We start from the raw sequence: 25,293 nt of genomic DNA on the forward strand, positions 1-25,293 counted from the left end.
GTGTAAAATCGACAGGCGGAAGACACCGGCGGGATCCTGGGGGTGGGGATTGTGGAAATTATAGTCGTAACTATACGATAGCTATAACTACCTTCTTTAGGCCCGTTCCACATGCCAGTTGCTGTGCAGGCCGCTTCATCCCGCTTGGTCGATCCCCTGGTGCTGGCCGTCGACCTGGGTACCTCGGGCTGCAAATGCGCGCTGGTGGGGTTGGACGGACAGGTGCATGGCTGGTCGTTTCGCGCGGTGCCGCTGCACCTGATCGGCGACACCGGGGTGGAGCAGGACCCGCAGGACTGGTGGAAGGCCTTCCTCGATGCGGCCCAGGAGCTTTTGGCCCCGGATGCCGGCCTGCGTCGCCGGGTGGTCGCGGTGTGCTGCTCCTCGTTCGGCGAATGCACCATCCCGGTGGACCGCGAAGGCAACGTGCTATCGCGCGCCATCCTGTGGCTGGACATGCGTGGTGCGCAGGCCATCCGTCGCCGTGCGCGCAGCGGCTTGCTGAACATCCAGGGGTACGGGCCGCTCAAGCTGGCGCGCTGGCTGCGCCTCACCGGCGGTGCGCCGTCGCTGTCGGGCAAGGATTCGGCCGGTCATATGGCGTGGCTGCATGATCACCATCCGGCACTGGTCGAGCGCACGCACAAGTTCCTCAACGCGCTGGACTTCATGAACCTGCGCCTGACCGGGCGCTTCTGTTCCACCCACGATTCAGCGCTCACCACCTGGGCCACCGACAATCGCGACCTGCGCCGCGTGCGCTACGACGACGGGCTGCTCCGCGCGCTGGGACTCGATCGCGACAAGCTGCCGGACATGGTGCATTCCACCGAGGTGATCGGCACGCTCGCGCCGGTGGTGGCCGAAGTGCTGGGCCTGGCGCGCGATACGCGCGTGGTGGCCGGTTCGGTGGACAACTCCGCGGCGGCGGTGGGGGCGGGCACCGTGCGCGACGGCGAGATGCACCTGTACCTGGGCACGTCGTCGTGGCTGGGCGCGCATGTGCCGGCCAAGCGCACCGACATTGGCGCCTTCGTGGCCTCGCTGCCCTGCGCGCTGAAGGATCGCTACCTCGCGATGGCCATGCAGTCGGCTGCATGCAGCAACCTGGCGTTCCTGCGCGACCGCATCCTCTTCCATCCCGACGAGCTGCTCAGCGATGACATGCGTCCGGACGTCTACCAGGTGCTCGATCGCATTGCCGATCGCGTGCCCGCCGGTGCGCGTGGCCTGATCTACACGCCGTGGCTGTTCGGCGAGCGCACGCCAGTGGACGACAAGACCCTGCGTGCGGGCTTGTTCAACCTCTCGCCGGAACACACGCGCGAGGATGTCATCCGCGCCTTCCTCGAAGGGGTAGCCCTGAACACGCGCTGGATGCTGGAGCCGATGCTGCGCTTCGTGCGCGGGCATCGTGGCGACACGCTCACCGTGGTGGGGGGCGGCGGTCAGTCGGACGTGTGGTGCCAGATGCTGGCCGATGTCACTGGCATGGCGGTGCGTCAACCGGTGGCGCCGATCCAGGCCAACGCGCTGGGCGCGGCCTTCATCGCGGGGGTGGGCCTGGGCGAGATGGATTATGCCGATGTGCCTGAGCGCTGCAGGCAACGGCAACTGTTCGAGCCGCGCGCGTCCATGTGCGGACTGTACGACGAGCGCTTCGATACCTTCAGGGAACTGCATCGGCGACTGGCGCCGATGTATCGCCGCATCAACCGCCATCGGGAAGTCACGGCATGAGATTCCAGTCCGCACGACAACGCGTGGTGGAGGTCAGTCGTGCGCTGGCCGACCGCGGCTATTTCGCCGCCACCGGCGGCAACCTGGCCTTGCGGGTGGACGACGAGCACATCGTGGTGACGCCCTCGGCGACCGATTACCAGGTGATGGAAGCCGCCGACGTCTGCGTGCTGCGGCTGGCCGATCTCGCGCGGGTGGATGGCGAGCGCAAGCCCTCGGTGGAATCGGGCATGCATGCGCAGGTGTTGCGTGCGCGCGGCGACTGCCACGCCAGCGTGCATACCCACCAGCCGGCGGCCAGCGCCTGCACCCTGCTGGGTCGTGCGCTGCAGGTCGACGATCCGGCCCAGCGCGAGCTGTTGGGGCCCGAAGTGCCGCTGGTGGGTTACGCGCCGTCGGGAACACGCTGGCTGTCGGGCAAGCTCGCGCGTGCGCTGCGCCCCGACGTGCACGCCTATCTGCTGCGCACCCACGGCGCCATCTGTTGCGGGACCACCCTGGAAAACGCGCTGCGGGTGCTGGTCGCGCTGGAATCGCTGGCACTGGAACAACTGCGTGCGCGCATCGGTGCGCGCCTTGCCGGCCAGCGCGCGCCGGACCCGGCGCTGCAGCGCCTGCTTGCCACCCTTGAAACCCATCCTGTGCAGGACGTCATTGCATGAATCTCCCACGCGCCTCCCTCGAACCGTCCGCCGGCAGCGCCATTTCGCACTGGCCGGATACCGACGCGCTGTATCGCCGCTTCGACGCCTTGGTCAAGCAGCCGATGCGCCCGATCCGCCGCGACGCAATGGATCGCGTGATGGGCTACTTCGAGCAGCGCTGCCAGGGTTCCAGGCGCATGGCCGAGGAAGCGCGCCAGGTAATTCCCGGAGGCGTGCAGCACAACCTGGCCTTCAACCTGCCGTTTCCGCTGGCGATTGCCGAGGCCAACGGTGCGCACATGACCGATGTCGACGCCAACCGCTACATCGATTTCCTGCAGGCCGGCGGTCCGACCCTGCTGGGCTCGAACCCGCCGGCGGTGCGCAGCAAGGTGGTCGAGCTGCTGGAACATTGCGGTCCCACCACCGGCCTGCTGCACGAATACGAAGTGAAGCTTGCCGAGCTGGTATGCGAGCTGATGCCGGGCGTGGAGATGCTGCGCATGGCCGGCTCCGGCACCGAAGCGGTGATGGGCGCGATCCGGCTGGCGCGCGCGTATACCGGGCGGCGCCGCGTGATCAAGATCGGCGGCGGCTACCACGGCTGGAGCGACTCGATGGTGTATGGCATGCGCCTGCCCAAGACCGGGCGCATGGAAGCCGTGGGCATTCCGCGCGGAGCCACCGAGAACACCCAGGAAAGCCTGCCGAACGACCTGGAGGCGATCCGTCGCCGCCTGCGCTGGAATCGTTGGCGCGGCGGTACGGCGGCGGTGATCGTGGAACCGTTCGGGCCCGAGAGCGGCACGCGGCCGGTCACGCAGGACTTCAACGCGCAGCTGCGCAAGCTGTGCGACGAGTTCGGCGCGCTGCTGATCTTCGACGAAGTGGTGACCGGCTTCCGCGCAGGCCTGGGCGGTGCGCAGGCCTACTTCGGCGTGACACCGGATCTCACCGTGCTGGGCAAATGCCTCACCGGCGGCTACCCGATGGCCGGTGGCATCGGTGGGCGCCGCGACATCATGATGATGCTGGTCGGTGGCATCGGCACCACCGCCAAGCGCGCCTTCGTGGGGGGCACGCTCACGGCCAATCCGTTGTCATGCGCCGCGGGCTATTACGCGCTCAAGGAGATCCAGCGCACGGATGCCGCGGTGAAAGCCGGCCGTGCCGGCGATCGCTTGCGGCTGGGATTGGAGCAGATCATCGAGCGGCTGGGGTTGCCGTTCGTCGCCTACAACATGGGCTCGATCGTGCACCTGCAGACCTCGGGCGTGATGCTGCTCGATACCAGCAGCCTGCTGAAGCTGGTGCGCCTCAAGGACGAGGCCAAGCAGCGCAAGCACATGATGGAGGAGATGGGCGCGGCCTACACCGCGCACGGCATCATTACGCTGGCCGGCAGCCGCATCTACACCAGCCTGGCCGACACGGACGAGATCGTCGACGAGGCGCTTAACCGCTTCGAAGACGTGCTGAAACTGGTGTGATGCCCATGGACCTGATGCGTCAACTCAGCGACGTACGTGGCCGCCTGCATGCCCATCACCTGCTTGGGGAAGGCGGCAGTGTTTCGCTGCGCGTGCCGGGCAAGGCGCTGATGCTGTGGTGCGCCGCGCACGGCGGTGAACCGCAGGCCATGGAGCTGGGCGAAGCACAAGGCGACGCCGCGTTGCACGCGGCCGTTTATCTGGGGCGCGCCGACGCGGGCGCAGTGGCGCTGGGTGGGGGCGACTTTACCCGCGTGCTGGGTGGCTTCGGTGGCGACCTGCCGCAGGTGTTCGACGAGCAGGCCCGGCACCTGGGGCGCACGGCCACACCGCTGCCGGCGGTCAATGGTGCGTTGGCCGACGAGGCGCGCCGTTGCCTTGCCACTGGCGGTAACCTGTGGATCTGCGCGCAGCGTGTCCTGGTGCTGGGGACCACCGCGCAACGCCTTGTGCTGAACGCGGAGCTGGCGGAGAAGTGTGCCAAGGCCTACGTATTGGCAGCCGGCACGGGCGCGCGGGTGGACACCTTGCCGTGGTGGGTGTGCCATATAGCCAACGGTCGCCTGCGCAAGGACCAGCGTCGCGCGGCGGAGCACTTCGCGCGCGGCGAACTGCCCGATGAATCGAACGGCTACTGAGGGGAGCCATGCACGATTCCACGACACCTGCGTCTGCCGTCTTCAGCCGCGCCGAGATCGCCGCAGCCCTGTTGTTGGGTTGCGTGGCGCTGATGATGCTGGGCCTGCAACCGGTATTGCTGGGCGAGCTGGTCAATCGCCAGCGCATCACGCTGGAGGGCGTGGGCGTGGTGGCGATGGGCGAGATCTTCGCGCTGGGGGTGGGGGTGATCCTCGCCGAGAAACTGTTGCCGTTGGGCCGGCTGCGCGAAACCGCCGCCTGCGCCAGCGTGCTGCTGGCCGGCACCAACGTGCTGACGCTGGTCGCCAAGGGTGACCTGGCCTGCACGCTGGTGCGATTGCTGGCGGGCCTGCTGGCGGCGGCGCTGTTCTGGATCACCACCATGGTGATCGTGCGCTCGGCCAAGCCGGATCGGCTGGCCGGCATCTTCCTCACCCTGCAGACGGCCGTGCAGGCGGTGGTGGCCTTGTGGCTGGCACGCTGGCTGATGCCCGCGCTGGGCTGGCAGGCGGGGTTTGTCGCGGTGGCGGCGTTGTCGCTGCTGCCGCTCACCGTGCTGCACCGGATTCCGTTGCAGCTGGGCCTGCATGCGGAAGCAGTGAAGGCATCGGTGGTGTCGTGGCGCGGTACGTTTGCGCTGCTGGTGCCGTTTGCGCAGATGTGCGCGGTGGGCACGTTGTGGGCGTACCTCGCTCCCCTGGGGCAGGCGGCGGGCTTCAGTCCGAACAGCGCGCAGGTGCTGGTGTCGCTGGTGCTGTTCATGCAGCTGGTCGGCGGCAGCGTGGCTTCGGCTGCGGTGCGCTGGTGGCGTGCCCCGGTCACGCTGGCGATGGGTGTGGTGTTGTTCGCGGCGATCGGCCTCGTGATGCATGGCCTGCCGGTGGGCCGGCTCGGCGCATTCACCGCGTTATGTGGCGTGTTCGGCTTTGGATGGCTATTCCTTATGCCGTTCCATATCCGCCTGGCCTTCGATGTCGACCCACAGGGCAGGGTGGCCTTGCTGGTGCCGGCGGCGCAGTTGCTGGGCAGTGCATTCGGCCCGCTCAGCGCCTCGTTCAGCGTGAACGGCGATCAGGTAGGGCGTGTGCCGCTGGTGGCGACGGGGTTCGCGTTGCTGGTGGGCGTATCCCTGCTGGCGCTGCGCCTGCGTGCACCGGCTTCGGCGCTGCGGCCCAGTGGTGCCAGGCCGGAGTGACGGCGACCTGGGCGCTCGTGCCGGAGCGCGGAGCGTTGCAGTGAACGCTCCGCTTCCAGATCGGCGTCAATACAACACGCGGCTGCGCAGCGTGCCCGGGATGGTAGCGAGCTGGTCCTTGAGCTGCGCCGACTGCTTTTCGTCGGCCGCCACGTCGATCACCACGTAGCCCACTTCGCTGTCGGTCTGCAGGAACTGCGCGTCGATGTTGATGTTGCCGGAGGAGAACAGCTCGTTGATGCGCGAGAGCATGCCCGGAACGTTTCGGTGGATGTGCAGCAGGCGACGGCTGCGCGGGTGCTCGGGCAGCGACACCTCGGGGAAGTTCACCGCCGACAGGGTGGAGCCGTTGTCGCTGTAGCGCACCAGCTTGCTCGCCACCTCGATGCCGATGTTGTCCTGCGCCTCTAGCGTGCTGCCACCGATGTGCGGGGTGAGGATCACGTTGTCCAGGCCGAGCAGCGGCGAGACGAAGGCATCGTCATTGCCCTTGGGCTCCACCGGGAACACATCCACCGCCGCACCGGCGAGATGATTGCCACGCAGCGAGGCGGCGAGTGCGTCGATGTCCACCACGGTGCCACGCGAGGCATTGATCAGCATCGAGCCCTTGCGCATGCGGGCCAGTTCCGGTGTGCCGATCATCAGCTTGGTGGAAGGCGTCTCCGGCACGTGCAGGGTCACCACGTCGGCGCGTTCGAGCAGGTCCTCGAGGCTGTCGGCAGCGCGCGCGTTGCCCAGCGAAAGCTTGGACTCGATGTCGTGGAAGATCACCCGCATGCCTAGGCTCTCGGCCAGCACGCCGACCTGGGTGCCGATATGGCCATAGCCGACGATGCCCAGCACCTTGTCGCGGGCCTCGAAACTGCCTGCCGCCGACTTGGTCCAGCCCCCGCGATGGCACAGCGCATTCTTCTGGGGAATGCCGCGCAGCAGCATGATGGTTTCAGCAATAACCAATTCGGCCACGCTGCGCGTGTTGGAATAGGGCGCGTTGAACACCGGCACGCCGAGCAGGCGGGCCGCGGACAGATCGACCTGGTTGGTGCCGATGCAGAAGCAGCCCACGGCGATCAGCCGCTTGGCCTGCTGCAGCACCTCGTCGGTGAGCTGGGTGCGCGAGCGGATGCCCACGATATGGGCATCGGCGATACGGGCCTTCAGCTCGGCCTCCGGCAGTGCCTTCTCGTGGAATTCGATCTGGCTGTAGCCGGCGCGGTGAAAGGCCTCCACCGCGCTGCGGCTGACGCCTTCCAGCAGGAGCACCTTGATGTCTTGTTTCGGGAACGAGGTCTTCATGGCCGTGGCAGTGGGAAGAACGTTCCCACTATGCCAGACCTTGGGGCGAATTTGCGGCGTCGCAGCACTGGACGTTGCGGCCCGGCGCTGGCAGGCTGGAGGACCAACCCGGGGTGCTTCCATGACTGATGCCCGTCTGGCCGAACTGGCCGACCGCCTTCCCAATCTGCGCCTGCTGACCGATCCGGCCGACCTGGAGCACTACGGTCGCGACTGGACCCGCCGATGGACGCCTAAACCGCTAGCCGTCGTTTTGCCCGGCGATGTGGCCGAGGTGCAGGTCATCGTGCGCTGGGCCAATGCCTATGGCGTGGCGCTGGTGCCGTCGGGTGGCCGCACCGGACTCTCGGGTGGCGCGGTGGCGGCGAATGGCGAGTTGGTGCTGAGCCTGGAGCGCATGAACCGCGTGCTGGGCTTCGATGCGGTGGACCGCACGCTCAGCGTGCAGGCCGGCATGACCCTGCACGCCGTGCACGAGGCGGCGCAATCCCACGGTCTCATCTACCCGGTGGATTTCGCGGCGCGCGGCTCCTGCTCCATCGGCGGCAATATCGCCACCAATGCCGGCGGCATCCGCGTGATCCGCTACGGCAATACCCGCGAATGGATCGCCGGGCTTACCGTGGTGGCCGGCAACGGTGAGCTGCTTCAGCTCAACCGCGGGCTGATCAAGAACTCCAGCGGCTACGACCTGCGCCATCTGCTGATCGGTTCGGAGGGTACGCTGGGCGTGGTGGTGGAGGCGACGCTGCGCCTTACCGATCCGCCGCCGCCTTCGCAGGTGATGCTGCTGGCGCTCCCGAACATGGACGCGCTGATGGAGGTATTCGGGCTGTTCCGCTCACGCCTCAACCTGCAGGCCTTTGAGTTCTTCACCGACGTGGCACTGAAGCACGTGCTGGCGCATGGCGCGCAGCGTGCCATCGAAGGCGAGCATCCGTACTACGTGGTAACCGAATTCGATGCCGACGAGGCGGCGCAGGACGCGGCACTGGCGGCCTTCGAGCAGGGTGTGGACCGGGGCTGGATCAGCGACGGCGTGATCGCGCAGAGCGAGGCGCAGGCGGCGGCGCTGTGGCGGCTGCGCGAGGGCATCACCGAGAGCCTGGCGCCGCATCGGCCGTACAAGAACGACATCTCGTTGCGCATCAGCGCGCTGCCGCTGTTCCTGCACGAGATCCATCAGCTGCTGGGACGCGAGTACCCGCATTTTGAGGTGGTGTGGTTCGGCCACATCGGCGACGGCAACCTGCATATCAACGTGCTGCGTCCCGAAGCCTTGTCCGATGAGGATTTCATCGCGCAATGCGAGCACGTCACCAAGCTGTTGGCGGCCACGCTGGAGCGTCATGGCGGCAGCATTTCGGCCGAGCACGGCATTGGCCTGGTCAAGCGCGCCTACCTGCGAAGCACGCGCAGCGAAGCGGAGATTGCCCTGATGCGCGGCGTGCGCCAGGTGTTCGATCCCAAGGGGCTGCTGAATCCGGGCAAGTTGTTCGGCTGAGTCGCGCTAAGGCGGAACTAAGACCGCGCAGGCAAGCTGGAGAGACCTGTCCACGGATGATTCCCGCGCCATGTCACGCCCACTGCAGCACGCACTTTGCCTTGCCCTGCTCACCCTCGCCGCGCCGCATGCCCTGGCTTCGACGCCCATGGCCGACTACCGCGTACTCTCGCGCCTGTCGCTGGGGGGCGAGGGTGGTTGGGATTACCTCAGCTTCGATGCGCAGCGCCGGCATCTGTTCGTGACACGGGGCAATCGCGTCGAAGTGGTCGCTGTGGACCAGCACAAGCACATCGCGACCATCCCGGGTACGCAGGGCGTGCATGGCATCGCCATCGACCAGGCGGCGCATCGCGGTTATGCCAGTGATGGACTGAGCGCCTCGGTGACCGTGTTCGACCTCGACACACTGGCGGTGGTAACCACCATCGGCGGTACGGGCGAGAAGCCGGATGCGATTCTCTACGATGCCGCTTCGCATCACGTGCTCACCTTCAACGGCAAGGGTCACTCGTTCAGCGTGATCGATCCGGTGCAGAACGTCGTGATCCACACCGTGGCCCTGCCTGGCAAGCCCGAGTTCGCAGCCAGCGATGAACAGGGCCATGTCTACGTGAACCTGGAGGATCGGGCCGAGCTGGTTCAGATCGACAGCCTGCATGACAGCGTGCTGGCCCAGTGGAGCCTGGGCAGCTGCCAGTCGCCGACGGGGTTGGCCATCGACCGCCGGCACCATCGCCTGTTCTCGGTATGCGACAACCAGCAGATGGCGGTGACCGACGCGGAGCATGGCCGCGTGGTGGCCAACGTGCCGATCGGCGAGGGTCCGGATGCGGTGGTGTTCGACGAGGCCGCGGCCATGGTGTACAGCTCCAATGGCGAAAGCGGCGACATCAGCGTGGTGCACCAGGACGACGCGGATCACTATCGCGTCGTCCAGACCATCAGCACGCAGCCCAGCGCGCGCACGCTGGTGCTCGATCCCAGGCTGCACCGGCTGTACCTGTCGGCGGTGCAGTGGGCCACCCCGCCGGGAGGAGACGGGGCCAAGCCGTCGGCGGTTCCCGGCAGCTTTACCGTGCTGACCGTGGGCAGCCCCTGACGCCCCGTCCGGACGGGGCATGCTAGCCTAATCGGCCGTCCCCGTTCGCCCAGGAGCAAGAGCATGTCGCCGCAGCCACTTCGTACGCTGTATCCCGAGATCGAGCCGTATGACAGCGGCATGCTCCAGGTGTCGGAGCTGCACACGCTGTACTACGAGCAGAGCGGCAACCCGAGCGGCAAGCCGGTGGTGTTCCTGCATGGCGGCCCCGGTGGCGGCACCAATCCGAAGTGCCGGCGTTTCTTCGATCCGGCGGTCTATCGCATCGTGCTGTTCGACCAGCGCGGCTGCGGCAAGTCCACGCCGCATGCGGAGCTCAAGGACAACACCACCTGGCACCTGGTCAACGACATCGAGCGCATCCGCACCCACCTGGGCATCGATCGCTGGCAGGTGTTCGGTGGTTCGTGGGGTTCGACGCTGGCGCTGGCCTACGCCGAGACGCATCCTGACCGCGTGACCGAACTCGTCCTGCGCGGCATCTTCATGTTGCGCCGCTGGGAGCTGGAGTGGTTCTACCAGAAGGGTTGCGACGCGCTGTATCCGGATGCGTGGGAGTCGTATCTCGCGGCGATCCCGGAAGCCGAGCGCGGCGACCTGATGAGCGCCTACCATCGTCGCCTCACCAGCAGCGACCCGCAGGTGCGGGTGAACGCCGCGCGTGCCTGGTCGATCTGGGAGGGGGCCACCAGCTACCTGTGGCAGGACACGGCGCACATCGAGTCGAGCGGCGAGGACGAGTTCGCGCTCGCCTTCGCGCGCATCGAGTGCCACTACTTCGTGCACGGCGGTTTCTTCGAGCATGACGACCAGCTGCTGCGCAACGTCGGCCGCATTCGCGATATCCCGGCGGTGATCGTGCAGGGCCGTTACGACGTGGTATGCCCGATGCGCAGCGCGTGGGACCTGCATCGCGCATGGCCGGAGGCGGACCTACGCATCGTGCAGGATGCCGGACACTCCGCGTTCGAGCCGGGCAACATTTCCGAGCTGGTGCAGGCGACCGACCGCTTCCGCGGCTGATCAGGAGGGCGGGGCATCCTGGCCCCGCCGTGCAACCGCTCAGGCCGGTACGGCCTGGGCGCGCGCAAAGACGTGCAGGCCCACGCCTGTACGCTTGGCCTGGCGCTTGGCGCGGGCGGCGAGCATGGCGATGGACTGGGCGCGCTGCGGCAGCGGCGGGCTCAGTTCCACCGCTCCCATCACCACGGTGGTGCAGGGGAAGAACTGCGGCTCGCCACGTCGATCCTTGCCATGCAGGCCGCCATGGGCCACGTCGGCGGCATCGAACAGGTGCGGCGAACGCGTGTTGAAGGCATCGATCACGCGCTGGCAGCGGGCCTCCCAGTCGATGCTCTGGTACAGCACCACGAAATCGTCGCCACCGATGTGCCCGACGAAATCGAGCGCCGGATCGACGTGCTCGCTCAACAGGCTCGACAGCAGCCGGATCATCTCGTCGCCGCGCGAATAGCCGTAGTGGTCGTTGAATGGCTTGAAGTCGGTGAGGTCCACGTGCACCACCGCGAAACGCTCGCCGCCGTCGAGCAGGCGCTCCAGGTGCTCAGTAGTGGGAATGTTGCCGGGCAGGAAGGTGAGCGGATTGGCGTGGCGTGCCGCGTCGATGCGCAACTCGCTCACCCGTCGCACCAGCGCTTCGCCGGTGCCCAGGCCACGGTAGTGTCCGCCGCTGGTGACGATGAAACCGTCGGCGAGGTAGCGCTGGTCCTCGCCGCGCAGCACATCGGCGAGGCTCTCCAGGCTGCGGTGCTCGTCGCACACCAGCGGCGCACCGTTCATCAGCGCGGTGCAGGATTTGCGTGCCAGCAGTTCGCGCGCAAAGGGCTGTGCCATGCGCTCGTTGACCAGGCGCCGGTTGATCAGGCCAATGGGATGCCCGTCGCGCACCACCGCCACGGCGTGCAGCTCGGGATGGTCCACGAACAGCGCCATCACTTCTTCGTTGCTCTGGCGGGGTTCTACCGACGGTGCCTCGATCAGCAGGTGGCTGACCTGGGTAGGGCGTTGCGTCACCGGTCCACGCGGGCGCGGCAGCACCGATACCGCCGGCGCGCGCAGCAGCTGCCGTGATTCGGCGCTGGCCTCGGCACACGGTTGCGCCGCCGGGCGGCCGATCAGAAAGCCCTGCGCATAGGGAATACCCAGGTCGCGCAGCACGCGAAGGTCGGCCGGATCCTCCACACCTTCGCCGACCAAGTCAGTGCCCAGGCTCTCGGCCACCTGGCACAGCGCACGCACGATGGCGAGCCTGCCTGCGCTGCGCGAGATTCCGTTGACGAGGTAACGATCGATCTTCACCACGTCGGGGTGGATCTCGTTCCACATCTCGAAATTGGAATGGCCGTTGCCGAAGTCATCCAGCGCCACGCGTATGCCGTGGGCGCGCAGGTAGCCCAGTGCGTGGGCGAGCCTGGCGGGACTCTCCACCACGTCGCGCTCGGTCACCTCGATGGTGACGCGGGCCGGGTCCAGGCCGCAGGTGGTGAGTGCGGAGAGCACGTCATCCGGGCGCAATGCATCGTGCAGGATGGCGCGCGCGCTGAGGTTCACCAGCAGCCGTCCCTGCCCATTGTGCGCATCGAAGGCGCGGCAGATGGTGCGTGCCGCATGCAGCTCCACCTCGGCCAGCCGCCCTTCCATGCGGGCGAGATCGAGCAGGTCGAGGATGGAGAAGGAGCCTGGCATGAAGGCGCAGCGGCTCAATCCCTCGTGGGCCACCACTTCCAGGGTGTCAACGCGCACCACGGGCTGGAAAACCGGCGTAAGGCTTCCTGCAGCGAGGGCGCGCTCGAGCATGGCGTGTGGGGTGTAGTGGTAGGCGAGGGTGGCTGACATGCCTTCATCGAATCAGGCCGCCTGGACGGCCTGTGGTGGATGCATCAGTGCAGTGGATGGCGGCGCTTCCTGCATCGCCCTGGGAACGGCACCGGCTTCACCCGGCAGGCGGAAGAACGCCACCTGGCGCATGAGCGCCTCGGCGTCGGTGGACAATGCGCGGCCGGTGGCGTTGATGTTTTCCACCAGTCCCGCGTTGGCCTGGGTGAGGCGATCCATCTCACCCACGGTATGGTTGATCTGCGTGATGCCGCCGACCTGGATCTGGCCGGCGGCGGAAATTTGCGCGACCAGGCCCGACACGCGGGTGACACTCGCCACGATGCCATCGAGTGCTTCGCCCGACAGCGCCACCTTGTCGCTGGCCAGGGCCACCGCCTCGGTACTGCGCATGATCAGGCGACGGATGTCCTGGCTGGCTTCGACGCAACGGCGTGCCAGCTGGCGCACTTCGGATGCGACTACCGCGAAGCCACGGCCACGTTCGCCGGCCTGCGCCGCCTCGATGGCCGCGTTGAGCGAAAGCAGGTTGGTCTGGAACGCGATGCTGTCGACCAGGTCGACGATCTCGCTGATGCTCCGGCTGGTCTGCTGGATCGCCTGCATTGAATCCAGTGCTTCGCCCGCTACCTGCCGGCCTTGTTCGACATGGGCGAGCGCTTCACGTGCGGCGAGCGCCGCACCATCGGCGTGACCGGCACCCTGGACTGCATGACTGGCCATCTGCGCCATCGAGGCGGCGGTCTGTTCCAGTCCGGCCGCCTGCGACTGCGTGCGCTGGCTGAGTGCGAGGTTGTCGTGGGCAAGGCTGTGCGCACGCTGGTCGACCGAGCTCGCGCTCTGGCGCACCTGGGCCAGCACGCGGGTGAGTTGCTCGTCCATCGCGGCGAGCGCACGCAACAGGCGGCCCAGTTCGTCATCGACGCCCGACGCCACCGGTTCACCCAGCGTGCCCGCGGCAATGCGCTGGGCCACCTGCATGGCCTGGTTCAGGCGCTGCATCAGGCTGCGCATCAGCAGGCCATCGAGCAGGATGGTGCACAACAGCGCCAGGGCCAGCACCACCAGCAGGATCACCATGCCTTCGCGATCGCCCTGGCGTTGCGTCTGCACCTGCGCGTTGCCCTTGGCCAGCGCGGCCTGGAACAGGTTGGCGAAATCGCTCTGCAGCGGCTCGTAGGCAGGCTGCACTTCGGTGCTGAGTTTGAGGCTGCCGAGATCGAACTGGCCGGCGTCGAGCAGGGCCAGGGTTTCATCGATGGTGCGATCGGCCTCGGCGCGGTGCGTGACGGTGAGCTTGAGCGCCTGTTCCTGTTCCCGCGCCAGTTCGCTGGTCTGCAGGGCCTTCCAGTGGCGTTCGGCGTCCACGCGGTCGGCATGGATGCGTGTATGCGCGTCTTCCACCGCCGAGGGCAGCTGCGAGAGCACCGCATGCACGAGGGCCTGCAGGCTGCTGTTGTAGTCGTTCTGCACGCGGCCGACGTCAGCCACCGGACTGAGCGAGCCTTCCACCAGGCCCTGGATGCGCGTGTCCGCGCGGTGCAACTGCAGCAGGCCGGCGGCACTCATCACAGCCAGCAGCCCGAGGATCGACAACAGGCGCAACAGCAGGCGCTGGCGCAGTGTCAGGGCAGGGATCCACGTCGGTCGTTTCAGCATGGGTGGGTCTTGGTGAGGGGACTGCAGGAGCTGTCGGCTCACCGGCTCACAACTTGAGCAAAAATTCAAAAAAAAACTTCAATAAATCAAAATGTTGCGTTTAATTTCCGGGACGTGCCGGCGCACAGAAAATCGCACGGAAAGATGTCGCGCCTGTGACTTCCGTGCTGCATTTCGCATCCTCGAAAAAAGAAAGCCCCGCTGCGAGGCGGGGCTCCGGAGGCCTTGGCGTTGCGGCCGGCCGTCAGGCTGGCGGCAGTTGCTTGGTGCCGAAGATCTTGTCGCCGGCGTCGCCCAGGCCCGGCAGGATGTAGCCGTGCTCGTTGAGCCGCTCGTCGATGGCAGCGGTATAGATCTCGATATCAGGGTGCGCCGCCTCGATGCGCTTGAGGCCCTCGGGCGCGGCCACCAGGAACAGGCCCTTGATGCGCTTGCAGCCGGCGGCCTTGAGCATGTCCACCGTGGCTACCAGGGTGCCGGCGGTGGCCAGCATCGGGTCGACGATCAGCGCGATGCGCTCGTCCATGCGCCCGGTGAGTTTTTCGTAATAGGCGATCGGCTTGAGCGTTTCCTCGTCGCGCTGCAGGCCGACCACGCTGACCTTGGCGGCGGGAATCAGGTCGAGCACGCCAGGCAGCATGCCCAAGCCCGCGCGCAGGATCGGCACGATGGTGATCTTCTTGCCCTTGATCTGGTGCACGGTGAGCGGCCCGGCCCAACCTTCGATGGCCTGCTCCACGGTTTCCAGATCCTTGGTGGCCTCATAAGTGAGCAGCGCGGCGACCTCGGAGGCCAGCTCGCGGAACTCCTTGGTGCTGATACCCGCGCGGCGCATCAGGCCGAGCTTGTGCTGGATGAGGGGGTGGCGAACTTCGACGATCTTCATGGGGCGACCTGGCTGAGGCAATGGCGCGATTGTCGCCCAGCAGGGTGTTCCTCACAAAACATCGGCCCTTGCAGGAGGGCAAGGCGCGTACGACGGCGCAGCTCCCGTGTAGGAGCGCACCCTGTGCGCGAAAAGCCTGCGAAGCGAAACGCTGAGGAATGAGCGGCGAGGGCGCAAGCCGGGACATCCGTCGCAACCTGCAAGCGGACCCCAGGTGGATGGACTTGGCGCCCTCACTACCCACCGCTCGGCCCCTCTCCCGTCCCGGTCGCGCACAGGAGGCGCTGCTGCACGGATGATGCGCGGAAAAAAAAGGGTGCCGATGGCTATCGGCACCCTGGTTCCCGAGTCGAGGACTCAGTGCGCGGCGGGCGCGGAGTCGCTCTTGAGGCAGTTGCTCATGAACTGCTTGCGGGCGTCGCCCTTGAGCGTCTTGGCCTGCGGATCGGCATTGCAGGCGGTCATTTTCTGCTGCTGGGTCATCTTCGTTGGCGCAGCGGTCTGGCCTTTCAGGCAGCTGCTCATGAACGTCTTGCGGTCGTCGCCGGTCTTGCCAGCGGCCTGCTGGTTGCAGTCGGTCATGCGTTGCTGCTGCGAGTTCTTGGCCGGCGGGCTGCTGGTGGTGGCCTGCGGTGCGGCAAATGCGGTGGATGCGGCAAACGCCAGCGCGATGCTGGCAACCATCAGGCTCAAGCGCGAGGACATGCGAGTACCCTCCTGGATGACCGGCGAGCGCCGGCCGCACCAGTCTATGCCTGTCGCCTTGCCGGGCGGGAGTGTCCGGGCAGGGACTCCCGGACTGGCCGGTCAGCACGGGGTCAGTTGCCGAGCCTGTCTCCCAAAAGGAAACGCCGGGCCGCGACGCGGCCCGGCGTGGTCCCGGCTCAGGTTCAGGCGGCTTCGGCCTTGAGCTTGCGCGGGCCGTGCAGCAGGGCCTGGCGCACGTGGGCGACCACCAGGTCGACCTCGGCGCTGGTCACCAGGAAGTGCGGAGTGAAGCGCAGCGAATTGGTGCCGCCATGGATCACGCCCACGCCGCGCAGGCGCATGTATTCCTCGATCGAGTCGGCGCCGTAGCACTTGAACTCCGGCGACAGCTCGCAGGAGAACAGCAGGCCGGTGCCCTGCACCTTGGTGATCAGGCCACCCAGTTCGTTCTTCAGCGCGCCGAGCTTGTCCACGAACTCCTTGCCGCGCTCGCGGATGTTGTTGCGCACCTCGTCGGTGAGCTCGTCGAGCGTGGCGAGCGCCACCTCGAGCGCGCGCGGGTTGGCCGTCATGGTGTTGCCGTAGATGCCCTTGCGGTACAGCTCGGCGGTGTGCTCGGACACGGCGAGCACCGACAGCGGGTACTGGCCGGCGTTGAGCGCCTTGGAGAAGGTTTCCATGTCCGGCGGCGCCAGCTTCTCGAAGCCGGGGTAGTCCGTGACCGAAAGCACGCCGTGTGCTCGCAGGCCGGCCTGGATCGAGTCCACCAGCAGCAGCGAGCCGTGCGCTTCGGTGAGCGCGCGGGCGCGCTGGTAGAACTCCGGCGTCACTGCACGGCCCGGGTCGCCTTCGCCCATCACCGGCTCGAGGAACATCGCCTCGATGAACCAGCCGTTCTTGTCGGCATCGGCGAACACCGCTTCCAGCTGCGCGATGTCGTAGGGCGCGACGGTGAGCAGCGTGTCTTCGTGACGATAGCTGGCCAGGTGCTGCAGGTAGGTCTTGCGGGTGGAATCGGAATACAGCGCCGGCTTGTCGGTGCGGCCATGGAAGGCGCCCTTTACCGCCACGCGCTTGATGGTGCGTCCGGCATGGCGGCCACCGGCATCGGTCATCAGCTTGGCGTTGACGTCGGCGATGCGGCAGGCCAGGCCCACGGCCTCGGAACCGGAATTCAGTGCGAGATAGCGCGCATACGGGTTGCCACCGCGGCGGCGGCCCAGCTCGCGATCCATTGCCTGGGTGAAGCGCATCTGCGCGATGCTCGGCGTCATCACGTTGGCCATCACCTGCGGACGCGCCAGCGCGGCGTCGATGGCCGGATGGTTGTGGCCAAAGCCCAGCATGCCGTAGCCGCCGTTGTCATGGATCACCGCGCCCTTGAAGCTGACGACCCATGGGCCACGCGCAGCGGCGGGCAGGTACGGATTGATCGCGTCGTCCGGATAGAAGTTGACGAACTCCGACTGGGCGCGCGCCAGTTGCTCGGCTTCGTCCAGCTTGAGGAAATCACCGAGCTCGGTGCGCAGCTCGCGATGACGCTGCACCGCCTCGCCGATCGCCTGCGCCAGCTGTGGAAAGCTCGCGGCGAGGCACTCGATGGTGGCATCGTCCAGACCGGTGGTCAGCGGTGCGCCGCCGAATTCGCGCAGTTCGCGCAGCTGATCAATCACGCCCATGGTTTCCTCCTTCAGTGTCGACGTGCCTGCCGTCCCGATGGCATGCGCGTCGACGTGTCAACGAATCATGGTGGAAACGCGAGACCGTTCAGCGTTTCCTGGCCTGTGGGGTGGCCATGCCGCACTGCGATCCGTCTCGGATGTGGCAGCGCAACGACTATCCGAGCATAGCGCGGCGTTGTCGCCGCCGGTACCCCGGGTGACGCTTGTCACCCCCACCTGCTGACGCTGGCAGGTGCCCCCAAACCCTTGCGGTGCCTAGCATGGCGGCCAAGGAGGAGGAGCCATGACGAATGCTTCGGGAACTGTCGCCAGCCTTGCCGGGGCGGTGAAACGTTACGGTGCTTTAACGGCGTTGGATGGTCTTGATCTCATGTTGCACCGCGGCGAACTGGTGGCCCTGCTGGGGCCCAATGGCGCGGGCAAGAGCACGACGATCGGCCTGTTGCTCGGGCTCATCCGCGCGGACGCCGGACGCGTGGAACTGTTCGGGCAAGAACCGCAGCGCATCGATGCGCGTCGCCGCGTCGGCGTGATGCTGCAGTCGGCGATGTTGCCGGCCACGCTGAGCGTGGGCGAGTTGCTGCGCCAGGCCATGAGCTATTACCCCTCGCCTCGCCCGTTGCAAGAGAGCGCGGAGCTGGCCGGCATCACCGACCTGTTGCAGCGGCGTTACGCCCAGCTGTCGGGCGGTCAGCAACGTCGCGTGCAATTTGCCGTGGCGCTGTGTGGCCGACCCGAACTGCTGTTTCTCGATGAGCCCACCGTGGGCATGGACATCGACGCGCGGCAGAAATTGTGGGCGGCGATCCGTCGCCTGGTCGCCGAAGGTTGCGCGGTGGTGCTCACCACGCACTACCTGGAGGAGGCCGAGGCACTGGCGCAGCGCGTGGTGGTGCTCGCCAAGGGGCGCGTGATCAGCGACGGCAGCGTGGAAGCGCTGCGTTCGTACGTGCCGCTCACGCGCATCCGGTGCCTGACCGATCTAGATCCGCTCGCGATCGCGCGCTGGCCCAACGTGGCAGAGGTGACAAGGGAGCAGGGCTGCCTGCAGATCCGTACCGAAGCACCGGAACAGGTGCTGCGCCGGCTGCTGGACGCGGACCTTGGCCTGTCGGGGCTGGAGGTGTCGCGCGCCGGTCTCGCCGAGGCATTCGCCGAACTCACCCGTGCAGATGCACCACAACAGGAGGTCGCGTGATGGATGCCGCCCGTATCGTTTCCCTGCAGCCTGCGTCGGATGCCATGCCGTGGCGTCGCGTGCTGGGTGCCTATGTCGAAGAAGCGCGCGCCGAGTGCCTGCGCTATCTGCGCGCGCCGGGATTCATGCTGCCGGTGATGCTGTTTCCCACCATGTTCTACCTGCTATTCGGCATCGTGATGAACCACGGCGGCAACACCGATGCGGCGCGCTACCTGCTGGCCAGCTACGGCGTGTTCGGCGTGATGAGTCCGGGCCTGTTCGGCTTTGGCGTGTCGCTGGCGATGGAGCGCGAGAACGGCCTGCTGACGCTCAAGCGCGCCTTGCCCATGCCGCCGGCGGCCTACCTGCTGGGCAAGATGCTGATGGCCATGCTTGCCGCCGGCGGCGTCATCGTACTGCTGCTGACCATGGCCACCTTGTTGGCGCACGTACCAGTGTCGCCTCCGCAGGCCATCGGCCTGCTGTTGACTGGCATGCTGGGCGTGCTGCCGTTCTGCGCGATCGGCATGTTCGTCGGGACGCTGATCAAGGGGCAGGGGGCTCCTGGCGTGCTCAACCTGATCTATCTGCCCATGTCCTTCCTGTCCGGCCTTTGGATACCGCTGCCGATGCTGCCCGTGGCGCTGCAGCGGATCGCTCCCCTGTGGCCCAGCGCGCACCTGCAGCCGCTGGCGCTGGATGCGCTGGGTGCGGCCCATGTCGCCGTCTGGCCCCATGTGCTGGTACTGGCCGGTTATACGGTGGCGTTCACCCTGCTGGCGGCTCGACGCCTGCGTCGCATGGGGTGAAGTACGATGCGGGCCAGACGGGGACATCACGGGGAGGTGAGTGCAGTGCGCGAGTGGCTAAGTGCGTGGTTTACCCCGGCTCCCGACTCGGCGGTGGCCCACAGCATACGCAAGGGCAAGTCCCCCTGGGTCGACTCCGTGCACCTGCTGTGGTCGGCCTGGGTCTTCATCACCCCGATCTTCGACCGCTTCAGCCAGCAATGGGCCGTGCTCACCCTGGTCAGCTACCCGATCTTCCTGGTGCTGTACGCCCGCTGCTGCCTCTCGTCGCGGCGGGTCACCTATCGCTACGCACTGCTGTTGGTGGCGATGGCCTTCGCGCTGTTGCCCTGGTATCCCAGCGGCCTCACTTATTTCATGTATGGCTGCGTGATGCTGTGCAGCCGACGCATGAGCCTGCGCGCCTATATGGCCGCGCTGGCGGGCCTCAACGCACTGTGCCTGCTGGAGACCTGGCTGCTGCATTACCCATGGCAGGCCGTGCTGTGGATGCCGCTGAGCTCCTTCATCATCGGCATCGCCGTGAATGCCGAGCGCATGAGCGAGGAAAAGGAAATCGAGCTGCGCCTCACCCATGACGAGGTGCGCCGGCTCGCGGCCACCGCCGAGCGCGAACGCATCGGCCGCGACCTGCACGACCTGCTGGGACATACGCTTTCGCTGATCACCCTGAAGCTGGAGCTTTCGCGCAAGCTGTTCGATCGCAACAGTGAGGCTGCGCGCCGCGAACTGGAGGAAGCCGAGCGGGTGGCGCGCCATGCATTGGCTGAAGTGCGCGCGGCGGTCACCGGCATCCGCGCTACCGACCTGGCCGCGGAGCTGGCCTCCGCCAAGCTGCTGCTGGAATCCTCAGACGTGTCGCTGGATTACGGCAGCCTGCCGGCCTCGTTGCCAGCGGAGTTGGAGCGAGGGCTTGCCCTGGTGCTGCGCGAAGCGGTGACCAATATCGCGCGCCACGCCCGGGCCAACCGTGCCTGGGTTTCGGTGGAGCTGGCCGGTGATGCCGTGCAATTGCGCGTGTCCGACAACGGTCGCGGTGGCATTGGCAGCCACGGCAATGGCCTGTGTGGCATGGCCGAGCGCGTGCGCTCGCTCGGCGGAACGCTGGCGGTGGAGTCGCCGGTGGGGCAGGGCACGCGGCTGCTGATCCGAGTGCCGTTTCGCCAGCGCTTGAAGCCGGTGGACGTGGCGCCGGCCACGCTGCCCTCTGCAGACGGTTGGGCGGCCGAGGAACGGCACGCCACATGAGGCGCCTGCCACCGGTGCATCCGGCTCGCCGTGCAGCCGGTATGGTTCGCACGTCTTGCTCCATTCATCATCAAGCACATGCCACGGTGGCCCACGTGCCGCTCAACCCGGGTCCGGAGTGTCTGGAAATGCGTATCAACGATAACGGTCGCGGCGTTCCGTCCGCGCACGGCCATGGCATCAGCGGCGTGCGTGGGCGCGTGCCGGCGACGTTCGCCGGGCCGGCATGGAGCGTCGCATGATCCGCGTGCTGCTTGCCGAAGACCAGGCGATGGTGCGCGGCGCACTGTCGGCGCTGCTCAACCTGGAGTCGGACATCGAGGTGCTTGGCTCGGCCGCCGACGGCGAGGCTGCCTGGCGCGAGCTGCAGCGCGTTAAACCGGACGTGCTGGTCACCGACATCGAGATGCCCGGCCTCACCGGGCTGGAGCTGGCCCAGCGCATCCAGCGCCACGAGCTGCCGATCAAGGTGATCATCGTCACCACCTTTGCGCGCCCGGGCTTCCTGCGTCGCGCGCTGGACGCGGGCGTCTCGGGTTACCTGCTCAAGGACGCCCCGGCGGAGAACCTTGCCGAGGCGCTGCGCATGGTCCATCGCGGCGGCCGGTCGATCGACCCCCAGTTGGCGCTGGAAGCATGGTCGGAAGCCGATCCGCTCAACGATCGCGAGCGCCAGGTGCTGCGCCTCGCCGGCGAAGGACTGTCGGCGAACGACATCGCGGGGCAGCTCAGTCTCTCACACGGCACCGTGCGCAATTATCTGTCTGAGGCGATCGGCAAGCTCGGCGCCGCCAATCGCATCGAGGCATACCGGCTGGCACGCCAGAAAGGCTGGCTCTGACCGGCGTGGATACGCCGCAGTAGCCAGCGGGGGACGATTGGGGTGCAATAGCGCGGACCCACGCCACCGAGCGCTCCCCGCCGATGTCGATCTTTCGCCTAGTCCGCGTGTTTGCCTGGTGGATGGCAGGCCTGGCCCTTGCCATGGTGGCCGGCTGCTCGCGGCACCCGGTGGTGCTCGGCAACGAGGCCTATGTGTGGCAGCGCCAGTGGACGCCGGCGCTGACCGAGGCGATCCGGGCCAGCAGCGATGTGGTGCAGGGGTGGCGCGTGCTCGCCGCAGAGGTCGACGTACATGGCCAATGGCGCACGTTTCGACCCGATTGGGCGGCCCTGGCCAACAGCAGCAAGCCGGTGGTGGCGGTGATCCGCATCGAAGGGCAGCTGGCGGACTGGGACGAGGCCCGGCTGCTCGCCGGCATGCAGCCGGTGGTGACCGGTTGGCGCCAGCACGGCCTGAACCTGGTGGGCGTGGAGATCGATTACGACTGCCCCACTTCACGCCTGCGCGATTACGCCCACATGCTGGGGGTGCTGCATCGGCAAATGGGTAGCTCGCTGCGCCTGTCCATCACCGCCTTGCCGACCTGGCTGCAAAGCCCAGACCTCGATGCGGTGATGACGCCGGCGGATGAGATGGTCCTGCAGGTGCACGCCGTGCAGTCGCCACGTGCCGGCCTGTTTGACCCGCGGCAGGCGCATGCGTGGATGGACATGTTCGCCAAGCGCACGCACAAGCCCTGGCGCGTGGCCTTGCCGGCGTACGGGTCGCGGGTCAGCTGGGATGCCCAGGGCCGCGTGGCGTCCGTGGAGAGCGAGCGGGCCAGCCTGGTCGGTGGCGACGCCAACGAGCTGTTTGCCGATCCAGTCGCGATGCAGGGCTTCGTGGCCAGCCTGGGCGCGGATGTCCCGGCCAACCTCATCGGCATCGTATGGTTCCGCCTTCCCACCGATGACGATGCCCGTGCCTGGAGCATGGCCACCTGGCGTGCGGTACTGTCGCACGTGCCATTGCGTGTCTCGTTGCTGGCGCAGGTGCGGACCGCGCGGCATGCACCACTGCGCGACCTGGTATTGATAAACACCGGCAATGCCGATGTGCCCCTGCCGTCGCTGGTGCGGCTGGATGCCGGTTGTAGCCTGGCCGATGGTGCCAACGGCTACATCCTGCAGCGCACGGCGCAGGGCGTGTTCCTGGCACGCGACCAGGGTGGCCTGTTGCGCGCCGGGCGCCAGTTGGGCATCGGCTGGCTGCGCTGCGATGGGGTGGCGGCGTTGCACATCGAGTCCGGTCGCGCACGCTGACCGGGCGTCGCACTGGGGCGCGTAGAACGACGGCCTGCCGCATACTTCGCGAACCGGGCGCGGAGCGCGCGCCATCGACAGGATGTGTCATGAGCAAGCGTCCATGGATAGTCGCTGCAGTGCTCGCCGGCCTGGCTGGCGCCATGGCCTGGGCCTGCGGCCCGATGTTCCCCAACCAGTTGCTCGACCAGCGTGGTGCGACCCTCAAGGCGACGCCGCAGAACAGTTTCGCGTTCGAGGCGATGCATCTGCTGGAGGCTACGGACAAGCTCACGCCGGAGCCGGTGGTGGAGGGCGATCAGGGCGTGAATGCCGAGGATCAGGCCACGGCGCAGGGGCTTACTCCTGCCCAGGCCGAACGTGTCACCCATGTGCGCCAGGCTGCGTCGGGCGATGAAGCATACGAACAGGGCAAGGATCTTCCAGCGGATCTGCGCGCCTACACGGCGGGCGCGGTGGCCTTTGCCCGGGGCGATGTCAGCGGGGCGGCCGGCTATTTCAACCAGGTGCTCGCGCTCCCGGCGGATCAGGGCAGGCTGCGTTCGGTATGGGCGGCCTTCATGCTGGGCCGGATCCATGCCGCCAAGGCGCATGACGCCGCTGGCGAGCCCGCTGCATTCCAGCCCGAGCGCGAGGCCGCAGCCAAGGCCTTCCAGCTGGCGCGGCAGCGTGCGGTGGACGGTGCATCGGACCCCCAGGGGTTGGCCGTCTCCAGCTTCGGCGAAGAGGCGCGCCTGTACCTCTACGGTCATGGCGTGCAGTGCAGCTGGGGCAATCTCTACGACGACGAAAACCATTGCGGCGATGGCATGGCGCCTGCGGATTTCAAGCGTGCCATCACGCTGTATGCCGCGCAGGCGGGGCATGGTTCCAGCAGTGGCGTGCAGTCGCTGGTCGCGATCGCCGGTTACCTGACGCGCAACTCGTCGCCGATGGCCGGCGTGCTGGACAACGCCGTGGCCCAACGCATGCTGGTGGCCTATGCACTGGCCCGGCTGGATGGCCGCAGTTTCGACAGCGTGGCCGGCGAGAATCAGAAACCAGATCCGAGGCTGGCGTCGCTGGTGCAGGCGATCGAACAGTTCGGTCCGGACAAGGTGGCGGGTGCGGATCGGGTTGCCGCGCTTGCCTATCAGGCGGGTCAGTACCAGCTATCCGCCCGTCTGGCCGGGAAGGCGGCTGGCCCGTTGGCGGCGTGGGTGCGCGCCAAGCTGGCGCTGCAGAAGGGCGATCTGGCCGCGGCCGGCAGGGCCTACGCCGAAGCTGCGCAAGCTTTTCCCAAGGCAGGTGACTCCCAGCCGGCCCTGGAGCCGGCCAATGTCGATCTGCTGACCGGCGAGCGGGGTGTACTGGCGTTGGCGCGAGGGGAATACGTCGAGGCACTGGGGTATCTCTACGACGCCGCCAACGCCGTGGGCGGCGATGGCAATGTCTACGACGAGGACCAGGAAACCGCCGGCTATGGCTATGGCAACGACGCGGCCTACATCGCCGAGCGCGTGCTCACCGTCGATGAACTGAAGACTTTCGTCGATGCGCGTGCGCCGGCCACTCCCGTCCCGGCCAACAAGCCCGGAGAGAACGACTACTACCGCACCCTGCGTCCCCTGGGCGACAACCTGCGCTGGTTGCTGGCGCGTCGGTTGATGCGTGCGGGGCGCTACGACGAGGCCTTGCCGTACTTTCCGGTGGATGGCGACCCGCGCTTCGGCACCTTCGACGACGAAGGCAAGCTGCATGTCTCCGAGCTGCGCAGCCAGGCCCGCGCCTACGCCAGGGCGCTGCACGACGGCGAGCATGCGTGGACGAAGATCGGCCGGGCGCAAGGCCTGTATGCCGCCGCGCGGATCGCACGCGAAAACGGCATGGAGATCCTGGGCTACGAGCAGGCCCCCGACTACAACGACAACGGTGGCAGCTACCAGGGCGGCAGCGGCCAGGACGAGAAGTCGCTGGCGCAGACCTTCGTCACCGATGGCGAGCGCCAGCGATTCCACGCTAGTGCGCCGCAGCCGCGCTGGCGTTTCCATTACCGCTACATCGCCGCCGACCATGCGAACGCCGCGGCCGACCTGTTGCCGGCGCGCTCGCAGGCCTTTGCCGCCGTGCTTTGCCAGGCCACGGGCTGGATGCTGCAAGGCCCTCCCGATTACGACGACAACTACCAGGGCTGGGGCGAACCCGCGCCCACCGGCATTCCCGCACGCCTGCAGCGCGCCACGACGCTGTACCAGCGCTACGTGAAGCAGGGACCGTACGTGGCATGGGCGGACGATTTCGGCCGCCATTGCGAGGAGCCCGACTTCGACCGCGCCCGCGAGCTGCAGCGGTCGCAGCAGGTGGCCGCGGTGCGTCACGCCGTGCGGCGCTGGTTCCCGTACGAGCTCTCGGTGTTTGTGGTGTTGCTGGCGGGACTGGCGTTCTGGCTGGTGCGCCGCAGCCGTCGCCGCAAGGGCGCCTGAATCGCTCGCAGCCGACGGAACGGGGTTTTGGGCGATAATGTGCCA

The 25,293-nt window shown here is 67.3% G+C and carries 20 protein-coding genes; 14 read left to right on the top strand and 6 right to left on the bottom strand.

Features of this window, described 5'->3' with window-relative positions; genetic code table 11:
* Positions 1-111: 111 nt before the first annotated feature.
* The 5 genes from DVU99_RS04725 to DVU99_RS04745 are packed head-to-tail and all read left to right on the top strand — an operon-like array spanning position 112 to position 5,708.
* The gene (locus DVU99_RS04725; protein ID WP_114239067.1) at positions 112-1,740 is read left to right on the top strand and encodes an FGGY-family carbohydrate kinase; all 1,629 of its coding nucleotides are present in this window, start codon (positions 112-114) and stop codon (positions 1,738-1,740) included.
* Entirely contained in the window at positions 1,737-2,402 is a 666-nt protein-coding gene (locus DVU99_RS04730; protein WP_114239068.1) for a class II aldolase/adducin family protein, read from the top strand. The genes DVU99_RS04725 and DVU99_RS04730 overlap by 4 nt, the downstream gene beginning before the upstream one ends.
* The gene (locus tag DVU99_RS04735; protein WP_114239069.1) at positions 2,399-3,874 is read left to right on the top strand and encodes an aspartate aminotransferase family protein; all 1,476 of its coding nucleotides are present in this window, start codon (positions 2,399-2,401) and stop codon (positions 3,872-3,874) included. The genes DVU99_RS04730 and DVU99_RS04735 overlap by 4 nt, the downstream gene beginning before the upstream one ends.
* Positions 3,875-3,879: 5 nt before the next feature.
* The gene (locus DVU99_RS04740; protein WP_232823453.1) at positions 3,880-4,512 is read left to right on the top strand and encodes a hypothetical protein; all 633 of its coding nucleotides are present in this window, start codon (positions 3,880-3,882) and stop codon (positions 4,510-4,512) included.
* Between the two features lie 8 nt (positions 4,513-4,520).
* Entirely contained in the window at positions 4,521-5,708 is a 1,188-nt protein-coding gene (locus DVU99_RS04745; protein ID WP_114239071.1) for an MFS transporter, read from the top strand.
* Between the two features lie 66 nt (positions 5,709-5,774).
* Here DVU99_RS04745 and serA read toward each other — a convergent pair whose 3' ends face one another.
* Complete coding sequence (gene serA, locus DVU99_RS04750) at positions 5,775-7,007, bottom strand: phosphoglycerate dehydrogenase (protein ID WP_114239072.1); 1,233 nt, start codon at positions 7,005-7,007, stop codon at positions 5,775-5,777.
* Between the two features lie 121 nt (positions 7,008-7,128).
* On the opposite strand from serA, the gene DVU99_RS04755 reads away from it, so the two are divergent.
* The 3 genes from DVU99_RS04755 to pip all read left to right on the top strand — a co-directional run bounded on the left by DVU99_RS04755 (position 7,129) and on the right by pip (position 10,636).
* Positions 7,129-8,511, top strand: coding sequence for an FAD-binding oxidoreductase (locus DVU99_RS04755; protein WP_114239073.1), 1,383 nt, complete (start codon positions 7,129-7,131; stop codon positions 8,509-8,511).
* 70 nt (positions 8,512-8,581) lie between these two features.
* Positions 8,582-9,613, top strand: coding sequence for a YncE family protein (locus tag DVU99_RS04760; protein WP_114239074.1), 1,032 nt, complete (start codon positions 8,582-8,584; stop codon positions 9,611-9,613).
* Between the two features lie 63 nt (positions 9,614-9,676).
* Complete coding sequence (gene pip / locus DVU99_RS04765) at positions 9,677-10,636, top strand: prolyl aminopeptidase (protein WP_114239075.1); 960 nt, start codon at positions 9,677-9,679, stop codon at positions 10,634-10,636.
* A 39-nt stretch (positions 10,637-10,675) separates the two neighbouring features.
* On the opposite strand, the gene DVU99_RS04770 is transcribed toward pip, so the two are convergent.
* The 5 genes from DVU99_RS04770 to DVU99_RS04790 form a co-directional block, all read right to left on the bottom strand.
* The gene (locus tag DVU99_RS04770; RefSeq protein ID WP_114239076.1) at positions 10,676-12,469 is read right to left on the bottom strand and encodes a phosphodiesterase; all 1,794 of its coding nucleotides are present in this window, start codon (positions 12,467-12,469) and stop codon (positions 10,676-10,678) included.
* Between the two features lie 12 nt (positions 12,470-12,481).
* Complete coding sequence (locus DVU99_RS04775; protein WP_114239077.1) at positions 12,482-14,128, bottom strand: methyl-accepting chemotaxis protein; 1,647 nt, start codon at positions 14,126-14,128, stop codon at positions 12,482-12,484.
* Between the two features lie 244 nt (positions 14,129-14,372).
* Positions 14,373-15,014 carry a uracil phosphoribosyltransferase gene (gene upp, locus DVU99_RS04780; protein WP_114239078.1) on the bottom strand — a complete coding sequence of 214 codons (642 nt, stop codon included), beginning with the start codon at positions 15,012-15,014 and terminating at the stop codon, positions 14,373-14,375.
* A 357-nt stretch (positions 15,015-15,371) separates the two neighbouring features.
* Complete coding sequence (locus DVU99_RS04785; protein ID WP_114239079.1) at positions 15,372-15,719, bottom strand: PsiF family protein; 348 nt, start codon at positions 15,717-15,719, stop codon at positions 15,372-15,374.
* A 185-nt stretch (positions 15,720-15,904) separates the two neighbouring features.
* Positions 15,905-17,401 (bottom strand): aminotransferase class III-fold pyridoxal phosphate-dependent enzyme, encoded by a 1,497-nt coding sequence (locus DVU99_RS04790; RefSeq protein WP_114239080.1) that lies wholly within the window; start codon positions 17,399-17,401, stop codon positions 15,905-15,907.
* Between the two features lie 286 nt (positions 17,402-17,687).
* Between DVU99_RS04790 and DVU99_RS04795 the strand changes: the two genes are divergently transcribed.
* From DVU99_RS04795 to DVU99_RS04820, 6 genes are all read left to right on the top strand, one after another.
* Positions 17,688-18,602, top strand: coding sequence for an ABC transporter ATP-binding protein (locus DVU99_RS04795; RefSeq protein WP_114239081.1), 915 nt, complete (start codon positions 17,688-17,690; stop codon positions 18,600-18,602).
* On the top strand, positions 18,602-19,393 hold the full coding sequence (locus DVU99_RS04800; protein WP_232823454.1) for an ABC transporter permease: 792 nt from the start codon (positions 18,602-18,604) through the stop codon (positions 19,391-19,393). Before DVU99_RS04795 ends, DVU99_RS04800 begins: the two co-directional genes overlap by 1 nt.
* A 45-nt stretch (positions 19,394-19,438) precedes the next feature.
* Positions 19,439-20,641, top strand: coding sequence for a sensor histidine kinase (locus tag DVU99_RS04805; protein ID WP_232823455.1), 1,203 nt, complete (start codon positions 19,439-19,441; stop codon positions 20,639-20,641).
* Positions 20,642-20,879: 238 nt separating this feature from the next.
* Positions 20,880-21,482 (top strand): response regulator transcription factor, encoded by a 603-nt coding sequence (locus DVU99_RS04810; RefSeq protein ID WP_114239083.1) that lies wholly within the window; start codon positions 20,880-20,882, stop codon positions 21,480-21,482.
* Positions 21,483-21,565: 83 nt separating this feature from the next.
* Positions 21,566-22,786 (top strand): DUF3142 domain-containing protein, encoded by a 1,221-nt coding sequence (locus DVU99_RS04815; protein ID WP_232823456.1) that lies wholly within the window; start codon positions 21,566-21,568, stop codon positions 22,784-22,786.
* A gap of 89 nt (positions 22,787-22,875) precedes the next feature.
* Complete coding sequence (locus DVU99_RS04820; RefSeq protein ID WP_157971349.1) at positions 22,876-25,248, top strand: hypothetical protein; 2,373 nt, start codon at positions 22,876-22,878, stop codon at positions 25,246-25,248.
* The last annotated feature ends 45 nt before the right edge of the window (positions 25,249-25,293 follow it).

The sequence above is a fragment of the Dyella sp. C9 genome (assembly GCF_003332825.1).
Taxonomy (GTDB): Bacteria; Pseudomonadota; Gammaproteobacteria; order Xanthomonadales; family Rhodanobacteraceae; genus Dyella.

What these genes read in the sequence shown, in the direction of transcription:
- DVU99_RS04725 (WP_114239067.1), top strand. Translation starts at nt 112, where the DNA reads ATGCCAGTTGCTGTGCAGGCCGCTTCATCCCGCTTGGTCGATCCCCTG.
- DVU99_RS04730 (WP_114239068.1), top strand. Translation starts at nt 1,737, where the DNA reads ATGAGATTCCAGTCCGCACGACAACGCGTGGTGGAGGTCAGTCGTGCG.
- DVU99_RS04735 (WP_114239069.1), top strand. Translation starts at nt 2,399, where the DNA reads ATGAATCTCCCACGCGCCTCCCTCGAACCGTCCGCCGGCAGCGCCATT.
- DVU99_RS04740 (WP_232823453.1), top strand. Translation starts at nt 3,880, where the DNA reads ATGGACCTGATGCGTCAACTCAGCGACGTACGTGGCCGCCTGCATGCC.
- DVU99_RS04745 (WP_114239071.1), top strand. Translation starts at nt 4,521, where the DNA reads ATGCACGATTCCACGACACCTGCGTCTGCCGTCTTCAGCCGCGCCGAG.
- serA (WP_114239072.1), bottom strand. Translation starts at nt 7,007, where the DNA reads ATGAAGACCTCGTTCCCGAAACAAGACATCAAGGTGCTCCTGCTGGAA.
- DVU99_RS04755 (WP_114239073.1), top strand. Translation starts at nt 7,129, where the DNA reads ATGACTGATGCCCGTCTGGCCGAACTGGCCGACCGCCTTCCCAATCTG.
- DVU99_RS04760 (WP_114239074.1), top strand. Translation starts at nt 8,582, where the DNA reads ATGTCACGCCCACTGCAGCACGCACTTTGCCTTGCCCTGCTCACCCTC.
- pip (WP_114239075.1), top strand. Translation starts at nt 9,677, where the DNA reads ATGTCGCCGCAGCCACTTCGTACGCTGTATCCCGAGATCGAGCCGTAT.
- DVU99_RS04770 (WP_114239076.1), bottom strand. Translation starts at nt 12,469, where the DNA reads ATGTCAGCCACCCTCGCCTACCACTACACCCCACACGCCATGCTCGAG.
- DVU99_RS04775 (WP_114239077.1), bottom strand. Translation starts at nt 14,128, where the DNA reads ATGCTGAAACGACCGACGTGGATCCCTGCCCTGACACTGCGCCAGCGC.
- upp (WP_114239078.1), bottom strand. Translation starts at nt 15,014, where the DNA reads ATGAAGATCGTCGAAGTTCGCCACCCCCTCATCCAGCACAAGCTCGGC.
- DVU99_RS04785 (WP_114239079.1), bottom strand. Translation starts at nt 15,719, where the DNA reads ATGTCCTCGCGCTTGAGCCTGATGGTTGCCAGCATCGCGCTGGCGTTT.
- DVU99_RS04790 (WP_114239080.1), bottom strand. Translation starts at nt 17,401, where the DNA reads ATGGGCGTGATTGATCAGCTGCGCGAACTGCGCGAATTCGGCGGCGCA.
- DVU99_RS04795 (WP_114239081.1), top strand. Translation starts at nt 17,688, where the DNA reads ATGACGAATGCTTCGGGAACTGTCGCCAGCCTTGCCGGGGCGGTGAAA.
- DVU99_RS04800 (WP_232823454.1), top strand. Translation starts at nt 18,602, where the DNA reads ATGGATGCCGCCCGTATCGTTTCCCTGCAGCCTGCGTCGGATGCCATG.
- DVU99_RS04810 (WP_114239083.1), top strand. Translation starts at nt 20,880, where the DNA reads ATGATCCGCGTGCTGCTTGCCGAAGACCAGGCGATGGTGCGCGGCGCA.
- DVU99_RS04815 (WP_232823456.1), top strand. Translation starts at nt 21,566, where the DNA reads ATGTCGATCTTTCGCCTAGTCCGCGTGTTTGCCTGGTGGATGGCAGGC.
- DVU99_RS04820 (WP_157971349.1), top strand. Translation starts at nt 22,876, where the DNA reads ATGAGCAAGCGTCCATGGATAGTCGCTGCAGTGCTCGCCGGCCTGGCT.